Annotated in this window: 11 protein-coding genes; 8 read left to right on the forward strand and 3 right to left on the reverse strand. The window is 62.0% G+C overall.

Features of this window, described 5'->3' with window-relative positions:
- The first annotated feature begins 10 nt into the window (after positions 1–10).
- The 6 genes from H2O77_RS05100 (at position 11) to H2O77_RS05125 (ending at position 6,011) form a co-directional block, all read left to right on the forward strand.
- The gene (locus tag H2O77_RS05100) at positions 11–715 is read left to right on the forward strand and encodes an SPOR domain-containing protein (protein WP_215824059.1); all 705 of its coding nucleotides are present in this window, start codon (positions 11–13) and stop codon (positions 713–715) included.
- A complete protein-coding gene (locus tag H2O77_RS05105) occupies positions 712–1,440 on the forward strand; it encodes a CvpA family protein (RefSeq protein ID WP_215824060.1) in 729 nt (242 codons plus the stop codon). The genes H2O77_RS05100 and H2O77_RS05105 overlap by 4 nt, the downstream gene beginning before the upstream one ends.
- Before the next feature lie 242 nt (positions 1,441–1,682).
- Entirely contained in the window at positions 1,683–3,197 is a 1,515-nt protein-coding gene (gene purF / locus H2O77_RS05110; protein ID WP_215824061.1) for an amidophosphoribosyltransferase, read from the forward strand.
- A gap of 214 nt (positions 3,198–3,411) precedes the next feature.
- Positions 3,412–4,626, forward strand: a complete 1,215-nt coding sequence (locus H2O77_RS05115) for an O-succinylhomoserine sulfhydrylase (protein ID WP_153635332.1) — start codon at positions 3,412–3,414, stop codon at positions 4,624–4,626.
- 177 nt (positions 4,627–4,803) lie between these two features.
- A complete protein-coding gene (locus H2O77_RS05120) occupies positions 4,804–5,346 on the forward strand; it encodes a cytochrome b (RefSeq protein WP_215824062.1) in 543 nt (180 codons plus the stop codon).
- A gap of 65 nt (positions 5,347–5,411) precedes the next feature.
- Positions 5,412–6,011: a YceI family protein gene (locus H2O77_RS05125; RefSeq protein ID WP_215824063.1), complete on the forward strand. Its 600-nt coding sequence runs from the start codon at positions 5,412–5,414 to the stop codon at positions 6,009–6,011.
- A 182-nt stretch (positions 6,012–6,193) separates the two neighbouring features.
- Here the strand turns inward: H2O77_RS05125 and H2O77_RS05130 are convergent, their stop codons facing one another.
- On the reverse strand, positions 6,194–6,811 hold the full coding sequence (locus H2O77_RS05130) for a LysE family translocator (protein WP_213113872.1): 618 nt from the start codon (positions 6,809–6,811) through the stop codon (positions 6,194–6,196).
- A 627-nt stretch (positions 6,812–7,438) separates the two neighbouring features.
- Entirely contained in the window at positions 7,439–8,305 is an 867-nt protein-coding gene (locus tag H2O77_RS05135; protein ID WP_215824064.1) for a 2OG-Fe dioxygenase family protein, read from the reverse strand.
- Between the two features lie 695 nt (positions 8,306–9,000).
- On the opposite strand from H2O77_RS05135, the gene H2O77_RS05140 reads away from it, so the two are divergent.
- Positions 9,001–10,791: an EAL domain-containing protein gene (locus tag H2O77_RS05140; RefSeq protein ID WP_240548719.1), complete on the forward strand. Its 1,791-nt coding sequence runs from the start codon at positions 9,001–9,003 to the stop codon at positions 10,789–10,791.
- Between the two features lie 398 nt (positions 10,792–11,189).
- Here the strand turns inward: H2O77_RS05140 and H2O77_RS05145 are convergent, their stop codons facing one another.
- Complete coding sequence (locus H2O77_RS05145) at positions 11,190–12,113, reverse strand: LysR family transcriptional regulator (protein ID WP_054554924.1); 924 nt, start codon at positions 12,111–12,113, stop codon at positions 11,190–11,192.
- Positions 12,114–12,347: 234 nt separating this feature from the next.
- Between H2O77_RS05145 and trpB the strand changes: the two genes are divergently transcribed.
- Complete coding sequence (gene trpB / locus H2O77_RS05150; RefSeq protein WP_215824065.1) at positions 12,348–13,589, forward strand: tryptophan synthase subunit beta; 1,242 nt, start codon at positions 12,348–12,350, stop codon at positions 13,587–13,589.
- The last annotated feature ends 39 nt before the right edge of the window (positions 13,590–13,628 follow it).

Consider the following 13,628-nt stretch of genomic DNA (forward strand, 5'->3'; position numbering starts at 1 on the left):
AGATGTCACAATGAAATATGGCAAACGCGAGCGAATCAGCGGTGCGGTCATCCTGCTGGCGTTGGGGGTGATCTTCATCCCGATGCTCTTCGATGAGCCGCCGGCCCGTGATGAGCGCCCGAGTCCGGTGATGACGCTTGGCAAGCCGGTGGATATCGATCGCTCCAACGTCGATGAGCCGCAGCCGCCCAGTGAGCTGAAGATCGGCACGGATGTGCCGATCACCTTCGTCGACAGCAACGGCAAGGTGCGTGACAGTGACCCGGGTGCCGGCAGCGACAGCGGTTCCGAGTCCCAAAGCCGTGTCGCCGAGGCCGAGCAATTGTCGCCGACCCGCTCTGTGGCCAGCAGCGAGCCGCAGTCAAAGCCAAAGCCGGAACCGGAACCCGCTGCCAAGCCGGAGCCCAAGCCTGCTCCCAAGCCCGCGCCCAAGCCTGAACCGAAGCCTGCGGTTGCCTCGAATGCGCCGTCGTCTTCCGCCGGTGGCTGGGCCGTGCAGGTCGGCAGCTTCGGTGACCCGGCCAACGCCGAGCGTCTCCAGAAGGAGCTGCAGGGCAAGGGTTTCGCGGCATACCGTATCCCGCGTGGCAGCAAGTTGACCGTTGTCTTCGTCGGCCCGTACAAGTCCTCCGAGATCGGTGAGTCCGCACGCTCGCGCCTGCAGCAGCAGGTCAATATCAAGGGCCTGCTGGTGCGACGCAAGGAGGGTGAGTGAACGAGCTGGTCTGGATCGATTGGCTATGTCTGGGCCTGATCGGTATCTCGGTACTGCTGGGGCTGATGCGGGGCCTGCTCAGCGAGGCCCTGGGCCTGGCGGGCTGGCTGGTGGCACTGGTCGCGGCACGCCAGTTCGGCGCCGAGGTGGGTGGCCTGCTCGAAGAGATGATCGTCTCGCCGGGCATCCGCACCGCGGTCGGCTTCGTGCTGGTGGTGATCGCGAGCGTACTGATCTGGGGGCTGATGTTGCGCCTGCTGGAACGCTTGATTCATGCGGTCGGCATGGGCGGCTTCAATCGTCTGCTCGGCGGTGTGTTCGGCGCCTTGCGCGCGGCGGTCATACTGGTGCTGATCACCGCCGTGGTGGGGCTGACGCCCCTGCGTGACAGCGCCGACTGGCAGGCCGCCCAGCTGCGGCCGACGCTTGAGCAGCTGCGCGACTGGTCGTTGGCTCGCTATCGTGAGTGGGATACGGGCGGTGACTGGGGCCAGAGCGTGTCGCTGCCGGATTCCGCCAGCGGCTCCCGGCTCAAGCAGCAGGCCAGTGGTCTGATCGACAGCGCCCAGCGAGAAGGGCGTGCGTTGAGCGACAGCCTCAACCAGCAGGCGCTGCAGTCGTTCACGCGCCAGGATGCCACCCAGGACCAGCCCTCGCTGGAGGCGTTGCTCAGAGGCAGCACCGCTGGCGAGGCCGCAAGCCGCAATGCGGGTGGTGAGCAGTGACAGGCAGGATCTTCAGCGCCGGGCATCGTGGCCCGGCGTTGTCGTTTTCGGCATTCGGCACGCGTTGCTGAAGCCTCATGCGGGGCAGTCGAAGGGTTGACCCATCGGTCAGGTGTTGCCTGCATGGGGGGCAGGCCTGACAATTGCGCCGTGTGAGCACTCATATTGCCATATGGACGGGCGCCGGCAGTCGCCAGCGTGCGCTTCCCTATCCAAGTGTGTATTAGTGAGGTAATGACGGGATGTGCGGGATTGTAGGTTTGATGGCCAACGCCTCGGTCAACCAGGCGCTGTATGACGCGCTGACCGTATTGCAGCACCGCGGGCAGGATGCCGCGGGCATGATGACCTGGCACGAAGGTCGTTTCCTGCTGCGAAAGAGCAATGGTCTGGTGCGTGATGTCTTCCGCACTCGTCACATGCAGCGTCTCAAGGGCAACATGGGGATCGGCCATGTTCGCTACCCGACCGCCGGTTCCTCCAGCGAGGCGGAATCACAGCCGTTTTATGTCAACTCGCCTTACGGCATCACGCTGGCGCACAACGGCAACCTGACCAACTCCGACCAGCTCAAGCAGGAGTTGTTCTCCTCTGATCTGCGTCACATCAACACCAGCTCCGATTCGGAAGTGCTGCTCAACGTCTTCGCTCACGAGCTGGGCAAGCAGGGCATGCGTCTGGGCGCCGGTGATGTGTTCGATGCCGTGCGTCGTGTGCATCGTCGCTGCAAGGGCGGCTACGCGGCCGTCTCGATCATCAACGGCACTGGCCTGGTCGCTTTCCGTGATCCCCACGGCATCCGTCCGGCGTGTTTCGGCAAGCGTGACTCCGCCGAAGGCGTCGAGTACATGATCGCCTCCGAATCCGTGGCGCTCGACGTCGCCGGCTTCGAGCTGATCCGTGATCTGGCCCCGGGTGAAGCGGTATTCATCGACATGGAGCGTGAGCTGCACACCCTGCAGTGCGCGGATGATCCGGTTCTCAAGCCGTGCATCTTCGAACACGTCTACCTGGCGCGTCCGGATTCCCTGCTTGACGGTGCCTACGTCTATGGCACCCGCATGCGCATGGGCGAGAAGCTGGCCGACAAGATCGTGCGGGAATGGCCGGAACAGGACATCGATGTCGTGATTCCGATCCCCGATACCTCGCGCACCTCTGCCCTCGAGCTGGCCCAGCATCTGGGAGTGACTTACCGCGAAGGCTTCATGAAGAACCGCTATATCGGCCGTACCTTCATCATGCCGGGGCAGACACTGCGCAAGAAGTCCGTGCGTCAGAAGCTCAACGCCATCGATATCGAGTTTGCCGGCAAGAACGTGCTGCTGGTGGACGATTCCATCGTGCGCGGCACCACCTGCAACGAGATCATCCAGATGGCGCGCGAAGCGGGCGCCAAGAACGTCTATTTCGCCTCGGCAGCACCGGCGGTTCGCTATCCCAACGTCTACGGCATCGACATGCCGGCGGCGGAAGAGCTGATCGCCCATGACCGTACCGAGAAGGAAATCGCGGACCTGATCGGCGCTGACCGTCTGTTCTATCAGGACCTCGATGACCTGAAGGACGCCTGTCGTGAAGTCAATCCGGCGCTGGATGAGTTCGATTGCTCCGTGTTCGACGGTGTCTACGTGACCGGCGATATCGACGAAGCCTATCTGAGCGACCTGCGTGCCTCGCGCAACGATGGCGCCAAGAGCGCTGGCGAGACCCACGCGGTGGTGGATCTGCACAACGATTCGGAAGATCTCGACTGATCCGGCTGCCTGCCATCCTCGGCAGGCAATCACGCGATGAGCGAACCGCAACGGGCTCCGGAGAAATCCGGGGCCCGTTGCGCGTTCAAAACCGGTAACATTGGCGCATCGCTTTTCCTTCTTCTTGCTGTCGACGCGACCTGTCACAGCGGCGCGTGACGCTGGATCGTGATTCACAGGGCAGTAGATTCCATCAGTAGAGGTACTGGACACCATGCACGACGACAATCTTTCCCGCGCCGGTCTTTCCCGCGATGAGCTGGGCCTCGAGACGCTTGCCATCCGTGCCGGTCACCTGCGCGGTGCCGAGCAGGAACACGGCGAGCCCATCTACACCACCTCAAGCTTCGTCTATGGCAGCGCCGCTGAGGCCGCAGCCAAGTTCGGGGGCGATGAAGCCGGCAACATCTACTCGCGCTTCACCAATCCGACGGTGCGCTTCTTCGAGGAGCGCCTGGCGGCGATGGAAGGCGGTGAGCGTTGCGTGGCGACCAGTTCCGGCATGGCCGCGATCATGTCCACCGTGCTGGCGTTGCTGGAATCCGGCGATGAAATCGTCGCGTCGCGTTCCATCTTCGGTTCGAGTGTCAGCCTGTTCACCAAGTACTTCGGCAAGCTGGGCATCACCACGCGCTTCGTCGAACTGAAGGATCTGGATGCCTGGCGCGACGCGATCACGCCGGCCACCAAGCTGTTGTTCGCCGAGACGCCGTCCAATCCGCTGTCCGAACTTGGCGATATCAAGGCACTGGCGGCGCTGGCCCATGAGAACGACGCCTGGCTCGCCATCGACAACTGCTTCTGTACGCCAGCCCTGCAGCGTCCGCTGACGCTGGGCGCCGATATCGTCATCCACTCCGCCACCAAGTATCTCGATGGTCAGGGCCGGACGCTGGGTGGCGCCGTGGTGGGAAGCTCCTCGCTGATGGAGGAGGTCTATGGCGTGGTGCGTACCTGCGGGCCGTGCCTGAGCCCCTTCAACGCCTGGGTCTTCCTCAAGGGCCTGGAGACGCTGAACATTCGCATGGAAGCCCACTGTGCACGCGCGCTGACGCTGGCACATTGGCTGGAATCGCATCCGGCGATCGAGCGGGTGCATTACTCCGGACTTGAGAGCCATCCGCAGCATGAACTGGCCAAGGCGCAGCAGAAGGCCTTCGGTGCGGTGCTGGGGGTGGTGGTCAAGGGTGGTCGCGAGGCGGCCTGGTCGGTAGTCGATGCGACGCGCATTCTGTCGATCACTGGCAACCTGGGCGACGTGAAGACCACCATCACGCACCCGGCCACCACGACTCACGGTCGCCTCAGCGATGAACAGAAAGCGGCCGCCGGCATCGAAGAGGGCCTGCTGCGTATTGCCGTCGGCCTGGAAGATCTCGACGACATCAAGCGTGATCTGGCGCGCGGACTTGATCGCCTCGCGAGTTGAGTCCCGTAACGCCTGCCTTTGCACACCAACGCCCGGTTCCGCCGGGCGTTGGTGTCTCTGGACAATTTCGCTGGCGTTGCCCGCAAGGGTTGGCGTCCGTTCGGGCACTGGTTAAGCTCTTGCTCAAAGAACCTGCCAGCTTGATGGTCAGGTGAAGACTGTCATCAGGAGCACCTCATGTGGCGTAATTCTCGACGGGGCTGGGGCTGGCCTGTCATCGTGATGCATTGGCTGTCGGCGCTGGCCATCGTCGGGCTCTTCGCGCTGGGCTGGTGGATGACGTCGCTTGGCTATTACGATGCCTGGTACCAGCTCGGTCCGTGGTGGCATCGCTCGGTCGGGGTGATATTGCTGGTGCTGACGCTGGTGCGGCTTGCCTGGCGCTGGAGCCAGACGACCCCGCAGGCGCACGGCACGCGCAATGAACAGCGCGCGGCGCTTATCGGCCATGTGTTGCTCTACGTGCTGATGCTGGTGGTGATGATCTCGGGTTACCTCATTTCCACCGCTGACGGGCGTGGCATCAAGGTATTCGATCTCTTCGAAGTGCCGGCAGTGATCTCGGGGCTGAAGGACCAGGCATCGCTGGCAGGTGAGGTGCATTGGTATGCTGCCTGTGTGCTGATCATCCTGTCGCTGGGGCATGCGGCGGCAGCATTCAAGCATCACCTGCTGGATGGGCAGGACACGTTGCGGCGCATGATTCGGCCGCTGCGCTGACGAAAAGGAAGGCGTTGGGTACGCTCGAACGCCAGATGTGACGAAACCTCTCAAGGAGCACCAACATGAACAAGACATCCTTCCTCGGCAAGTCACTGGTGGCAGGTCTCATGGCGGCGTCGTTGCCGTTGATGGCGGGTCAGGCACAGGCCTCCGATTACACGATCGATACCGATGGCCAGCACGCCTTCATCCAGTTCAAGATCAGCCATCTGGGCTACTCCTACGTGCTGGGGCAGTTCAAGGAGTTCAGTGGTGATTTCTCCTATGACCAGGGCAAGCCGGAAGATGCCAAGGTGTCGGTAGAGGTCGAGGTCGATAGCCTGGACAGCGCCCACGCCGAACGCGACAAGCACATCAAGTCGGCCGACTTCCTGGATGTCTCTCAATATCCGACGGCAACCTTCACCTCGACCGGCTTCGAGTCCACCGGCGATGGTTCCGGCAAGCTGAAGGGCGACCTGACGCTGCACGGCCAGACGCAGCCCGTGACCCTGGATGTGGATCATATCGGCGGCGGTGAAGACCCGTGGGGCGGCTACCGTCAGGGCTTTGAAGGCACCACCACGCTGAAGCTCGCCGATTACGGCATCGATACCTCCAAGCTTGGCCCGAATGCGGCCACCGTCGATCTGTATCTGGTCATCGAAGGTATCCGTCAGTAAGGGCGGCAAGCGCAGGGCACTGGTGCTGACGTCAGCATCGACAGCGTGCACTGACGCCGTGGATTGAGCGCAAGCGCTCTGCAATCCCACCCCATGCCTCTCGACACAAACGCCCCTGCCAATCGGCAGGGGCGTTTGTGTTTGTGCAAGGCGCTCGCGTCACATGGAGCGTCGTTCAGGCGTCAGCCGCGCAATGCCAGATAGCCACCTGCCCCGATCATCAGGCCGCCGGCGCTGCGATTGAGGCGTTTGACCGCCTTCGCCGAACGCAGATAGCGGCGGACACGCCCGGCGAGATAGCCCACCGGCACCACGCCCAGCAGCAATGCGCTCAGGTTGAGTCCGGCGGCGATCACGATATCGCTGCCGGACAGCCGGGTGATATCCATGAAGGTGGGTAGGAAGGCGATATAGAACAGGATGACCTTGGGGTTGGATGCCGAGATGAGAAAGCCCTGTAGAAACCCTTTCCACCAGTTGCCACGTAGCCTGGGGACTTCAGCTTCCTCCAGTGTCGGTGAGCTCGTCCATAACTTGTAGCCGAGATAGAGCAGGTAGGCGGCGCCCAGGATACGGATGACCACGAAGACTTCGCCCCAATGCGTGGCCAGTGCCGACAGGCCGAATACCGCCGCCAGCATGTAGCAGACATCACTGAGACTCATGCCCACGGCCATCGGCACGCAGGCATTGCCACCCTGGCTCATGCCGCGCGCCAGCAGCGCCAGGATGCCAGGCCCGGGGGTGATGCCAAACAGGAAGATGGCAATGAAGAAGGTCAGCCCGCTTTCAAAGGTCATGAGAGGTCCCTGATGCATAGAGGGGAGGACAGCGCCGCCAAAGCGACGATGCAATCAAGCGCGTCTCTACAGGCGAGAGCGCCAAGCGCAAGACACCAGAGTAATGCAAAGCGTGGCGGCGCGGGAGAGCAGAACAAGAGGAGGGGATCAAGGAGGAGAAATCGAGAACAAGGAAAGAGTGAAGAGAGCAGAAGGAAGAGGAGAGAAGAGAGAGAAGAGAGAGAGAAGAAGGAAGAATCGTGTAACAGGACAGATGCATGATTCAAGGCAAGCGCGAAGCGGGCGCTCTGTGGCATATAAAAGCGCCAGCCGGTGGCCCGGCTGGCGCTGGGTGCTGCACATGCACGTTTTCGTCGGCGCGCATCTTGTGACAGTGCGTCACCTGATGGCAGGTTCTCCTTCTTCTTTCCTGTGTCTGACGCCATGAGGCTCGGGCGCTCAGGTACTCAGGTATTCAGGCACATAGGTACTCTGGCGCTTGGGCGCTCAGGGATGCAGGCGCTCAGAACAGGGTTTCACGTATCGGGTGGCATCGGCATCGTGGCTTCTGCGCGGCGGGGCTTCAGATGAGACGACGCCGCAAGTTGCGATGCGTCTCGCTGCGATGGCTCGCGAGCAATCCGTTGCTCACTCGCAGTCGTTGAGGACGGCGTCCGGGAAATGACGACGCAGCATGCGGTTCTGGAACTCGTCGATGAACGAGCAGTTGATGATGATGATGAAGCGCTCGAAGTGCTCGCCGGCGTTCTCCTGGGTGATGGAGCTGACACTGTGGAACAGCTGGTCATCGTGAATATGCAGGACCTCGCCCGGTGCCAGCTCCGTGGTGGTCAGCAGCTCTTTGCCTGCCTTGTCCTGATAGAGGGTGTTGATGGCGCCGCTGACATTCTCGCGGTTGAGCACCAGGATGCTCAGGTACTTGCAGCCATCGGCGTGGATGCCCTGCCCCTGGAGAGGGTCGATGGTGCCATCACCGCGCACGCCGGTGATCTGCATCAGGATCGGTTCACGCGGGCCGATACCCCACATGTCGGCCCAGGCCTTCACGAAGGCGCGCACATCCTCGCGCTCGGTGAAGCTCTCTTCCAGCGGTGCGTAATAGCGCAGACGGTCAGCCATGCTGGCGGCGTCATTGAACTTGCCGCCCTGGGCCATCGGACATTCGCCCAGCGTCTCGACTTCATGCTGGTCGTTCAGGTGCAGCCAGGACATGCGCTTCCAGCGGGTGTTGACGTAGGGGTCACGCGGCAGGTCCTTCAGGAAGCCCTGCCAGGCCTCGAGGTCGATCTGGGAGGTGATGGATGCCTTGCTCCAATGCTGGCGTGCCAGCTCCTCGTGGACTGCCTCCGGCCAGTACTGCGAGGCAAGCGGCAGGCGAAAGGGGGTGGTGTCCGTCTTGGGGGTCGGGTAGTGCTCCACCAGGCCGCCCTGTTCCAGGGTGATCTTGCGGGAAGAGTCGGCCAGTTGACGTACGCCACGATTTGCGATGTTCATATGAAATTCCTCGACGTTTTGTGCGCTTGGGCGCAAATGGAAGGTGTTGCGTTGGCAACGTCGAGGAGAATGGGAAGGTGCGCACGAGATAGTCAAACCCGTACCATGGCGGTAACACGCTAATCTCGCGCAAGTATCATCAATATGGGTACATGGCCAATGTCGAGGTATGAGTAATCTAATCGACTGGTATTATGTAAGTCATTAGCGCTATTCTTCGCCCTTTGCAGGCGAGCAGCGCAACGCAGGTTCAGGCCGTCTGGCACTGCATGAAGCGTTGAGGATAGTTATCGAGAGGCGCTGCAAGACGCTGGGTTTACGCGCAGCAGACCCTTAGACTTTTCTCATCACGACAAGAACTCGTTCTGCGTGTGAGAGAACTCGTTCGAAGTGACATTTCGTCACGAGTTGATCTGCCCCGCCGAAGTCCGGCGAACAGGCGAAGGACGGCAGCGGAGGTATCCTTCAACATGGCTAAAGGGTTCCGCCAGGCCAGCAGGGCCGCCGGAATATTGTGCTCTCGTCCCGTCATCATTGCCGTGGTACTGACGTTGATGGTGGTGGTGATGTGGGGCCAGAGCATGCTGGGTCGATGGCCAACCGCGTTACTGATGGTGATTCTTGGCGCAACTGCGGGCATCATGCTATCTCGCAAGCGTCAGGTGTCACATCATCAGCATACGCAGGAGGCGGTCATGCAGACGAGTATGGTTGGCCTCTCGACCAGCAAGGGACTTCCCGTCAGTGATCAGCGCTTTCGAGAGCTGTTGGAAAGTCTGCCGCGCGTCGCCGTTCAGGGCTATGACAGCCAGCGCCGCGTCATCTACTGGAACGAGGCCAGCGAGCGGCTATACGGCTATAGCGAGCAGGAAGCTCGTGGACGATGCCTGGAAACTCTGGTGATCCCGGATACGATGGCAGATGTCGTGGTGGACGCACACCATGCCTGGGTCTCTCAGGGTATCGAGATCCCCTCCAGTGAACTTGAGCTCAAGCACAAGTCAGGCGCCCCCGTGCCTGTCTTTTCCCACCATGTGATGTTGGGAGAGCGCACTGACAACCCGCTGATGTTCTGTATCGACATCGATCTGGCGGGTGAGCGCAAGGTCCAGCGTGATCTGGATTACATGACGCGCTTCGACCCCCTGACGGAGTTGCCCAATCGCCAGACCTTCGAGAGCGAACTCGGTGAGGCGCTCAGTGAATGTCAGCGTCATGACGACACTCTGATGGTGCTGTTTCTCGATATCGATCATTTCACCGAGATCAATGACACCCTCGGTTACGAGATGGGTGACCGCGTCATCCGCAGCGTGGCCAAGCGTCTGCAGGGCTTCCAGCGCAATCAGGATCTGCTCTCGCGCTTTGGTGGCGATGAATTCGTGCTGGCGATGCCACGACTGGATTACGAGAGTGATGCCCTGTCGGTGGTCGAGCGCATTCGTCAGGACTTCCAGCGACCCTTCGAGATCGAAGGGCGCCAGTTGCTGCTGCGCCTGAGTATCGGCATCAGCCTGTATCCCGAGAATGGGAGCGAGGCGGCCGAGCTGGTGCGCAATGCCGATGTCGCCAAGCATCGTGCCAAGCTGGCCGGGCGCGATGGCTATCAGTTCTTCAATCAGGAAGTCCGCAACGAGATGCTGCATCAGCACCATCTGGCCGGACGTCTGCAGGCGCTGCTGAATCAGGACGGCGGAGGGGAATTGTCGCTGCATTACCAGCCGCAGGTGGCGGCGCGCAGTGAGCGCATCGAATCCTTCGAGGCGCTGCTGCGCTGGCATTCTCCCGAGGGTTATATTCCGCCCTCCGACTTCGTGAAGGTCGCCGAGCGCACCAACCTGATCGAGCGTCTGGGAGACTGGGTCATCCGCCAGGCGTGTCGTCAGCAGGCCGAATGGCGCGCCATGGGGCTGAAGGGCTACCGGATCGACATCAACATCTCCGGACGCCAGGCCATCAGCTCGGATGTCTTCACCCGCCTTGAGGCCTACGTCGAGGAATACGGGCTGACACCGCGGGACATCGGTATCGAGCTGACCGAGAACGTGTTGATCGATGCCGATATCAAGGTGCGCGACAGCCTGCGGGCGCTCTACGACCGTGGCTACAAGATCGCCATCGATGACTTCGGCACCGGCTATTCCTCGATGAGCTATCTCAAGTTGTTGCCCGTGACGGCGCTCAAGATAGATCGCTCCTTCGTGATCGAGTGCGCCCAGGAGCCCAAGGACCGCGCCATCATGGAGGCCACGGTCTTCCTCGGTCATCGCCTCGGGCTGGAGGTAGTCGCGGAAGGGGTCGAGAACGAACAGCAGCTGGAGTTGCTGCGCGAGATGCGTTGTGACCTGATCCAGGGCTATTACTTCTACAAGCCGATGGCGGCCACGGATATTCAGCGTCTGTTACTCGGTGGCAACAATCCGCCGAATCGCGCCTCAGGGGCCCTCGCCTCGGACAAGGGCGCTGCAGCCCCTGGCTGTCACTGATACCGGTCGGCCATGCGAGCGATTGATGGTGCTTCTCCAGCAAAGGTCTGTTGCTGTTTGGGCTCTTTTTTGTTCGCGGACTAAAAGATATGATGCTGACAGTTGAAACGCGTCAGGCCGTCACCCTTCATCTCGAGTCCTCCATCTCGGATAAGGATTGGCCACCTGACGTGAAGTCTTCGAGTCGAGCCAGCCATGGCTCCTCGATCATTTCTGCCGAGGGTGGCTGCGTCGTTCAATGCGCAGGGTTGTTCGCCCATCCTCGCTTCCAGCCTGCGTTGCAGGTTGCGATGGTTCCTTGAGCGGATTCACGATCTTTCCGGCGCTATCCTCTGGATACATGTCCGGGCAAGCCAGTCCTTGTGACTGGCTTTTTTTATGCCTGTCACAAAGTGTGGCTAGTGGGGCGGTGCCGTCGCCAGCTCCCGGGCGAGCCATTCGCCCAGCGCCTCGGCATGCGGGTGGCGAGCACGAGCGCGGCCGACCTGCGGCAAGGTCAGCGTCAGACATGCCTCGGTCTCGACGAAGCCCCAGGGGGCCACGAGGCGCTTGCTGCGCAGGTCTTCCTCCACCAGATAGTCCGGCGCGATGCCGACGCCCAGCCCGACCAGTGTCGCCTCGAGCAGGTAGTTGAGGTGCTCGAAGCCTTGCGCGTAATCAAGCCCCTCACTGGATAGCCCCTGGCGTGAGCACCAATCCGGCCAGGCTTGCGGGCGCGATCGGGTATGCAGCAGGGGCAGGCCAAGCAGAACCTCGGGGGAAGGGGGGCTGGATGCCTCGCTCAGCCACTCGCTGTCGGGCCGCAGGACGGGCCCGATGCGCTCGGTGCCCAGCACGCGCGTCTCCTGATGCTCGGCGTCATCAAAGGGCGGCGTCTGGAAGCGCAGGACCCCGTCCACGCCATTGCGCAGCCCTTCGTTGTCATCACTGGCGGTCAGGTGCAGCTCGAGTTCCGGCAGGGCGTCCTTGAGTGCCCCCAGTCGGGGGATGAACCAGCGTGCCAGAAACGACCCCGGGCAGCTCAGCACGAAGGGCGCCCGCGCATCACTGCGTGCCAGTGCTCCGCACACGCGTGCCAGACCGCCAAGGTGATGACGGGTCGCGGTCGCCAGCTCACGGCCGGCCTGTGTCAGTGTCAGGCCACGTCCGGCGCGATCGAACAGGCGTGTGCCGAGTGCGTCTTCCAGCTGGCGGATCTGACGGCTGACGGCCCCGTGGGTCACATGCAACTCCTCTGCGGCGCGCGAGGCGCTCTCATGGCGAGCCGCCACATCGAAGGTGCGCAGGGCATTGAGGGGAGGCAGTAGCTCGGTGCGCTCCATAGTGTGTCTCCTGAGCAAGGGCTGGGCGAGTGCTGGACGTGTCCTTTGCATGGGAAGGGTGGCTGCGCGGCAGTGACCGTCTCGACCATGTGTGAGATTTTCTCACACATCTTGGCGAATTTATCGTTTTTCTTCCAGTGCCTGCAGCGCTAGGATGATCACCATATCGCTGGCCCCGCAGATGCCTTGCGCAGTATGTGAGACCAGCCACTGACACGATTCGAGGAGTTCAGCATGAGCCAGACGACTGCTACCCCCAGCCTGCGCCAAGGGCCTGATGCCAAGGGTTTCTTCGGTGATTTCGGCGGCCGCTTCGTTGCCGAGACGCTGATGCCGTTGATTCTGCACCTGCAACGCGAGTATGAAGCCGCCAAGCAGGACCCGGCATTCGCCGAGGAGCTGGCTGGCCTGTCCGCGGACTATGTCGGCCGCCAGAGCCCGCTGTATTTCGCCGAGCGTCTGACCGAGCAGCTGGGCGGCGCCAAGATCTATCTCAAGCGTGAAGACCTGATGCATACCGGGGCTCACAAGATCAACAACGCGCTGGGCCAGGTACTGCTCGCTCGCCGCATGGGCAAGCAGCGCATCATCGCCGAGACCGGTGCCGGCATGCACGGTGTGGCGACTGCCACCGTGGCGGCGCGTTTCGGGCTGGACTGCGTGATCTACATGGGCTCCACCGATATCCATCGCCAGCAGCCCAATGTGCAGCGCATGCAGCTGCTGGGCGCCAAGGTCGTGCCTGTCACCGCCGGTGATGGCACGCTGAAGGATGCCATGAACGAGGCGCTGCGTGACTGGGTCACCAACGTCGATGACACCTTCTACATCATCGGTACCGTGGCCGGGCCGCACCCGTACCCGCAGCTGGTGCGTGACTTCCAGTCCATCATCGGTCAGGAAACCCGCGTGCAGCTGCAGGAGAAGGAAGGGCGTCTGCCGGATTCGCTGGTCGCCTGCATCGGCGGCGGTTCCAATGCCATGGGCCTGTTCCACCCGTTCCTCGATGAGGAAAACGTCGAGATCATCGGTGTCGAAGCCGCTGGTGAGGGCCTTGAGACTCCGCGTCATGCCGCCAGCCTCAAGGGCGGCCTGCCGGGCGTTCTGCATGGCAACCGCACCTTCCTGCTGCAGGATGAAGAAGGTCAGATCGGCGATGCGCACTCCATCTCCGCCGGTCTCGACTATCCGGGTATCGGTCCGGAACACGCATGGTTGCATGACATCAAGCGTGCCGAATATGTCGCCGCGACCGACCAGGAAGCGCTGGACGCCTTCAAGATGCTGTGCCGTCTGGAAGGCATCATTCCGGCGCTGGAGTCCTCCCACGCACTGGCGGAAGTCATCAAGCGTGCGCCGGGCCTGCCGAAGGACCACCTGATGGTGGTCAACCTGAGCGGCCGTGGTGACAAGGACATGGCCACCGTGACTCATCACCTGGCCGATGAACTGGGCCTGAACCCTGACGGCGAGTAACCCCGGGTCTGTCACGTGTTGCCCGGCGTCAGAGTCGTC

It is taken from the genome of Cobetia sp. 4B, from assembly GCF_018831605.1.
GTDB classification, from domain to species: Bacteria; Pseudomonadota; Gammaproteobacteria; order Pseudomonadales; family Halomonadaceae; genus Cobetia; species Cobetia amphilecti.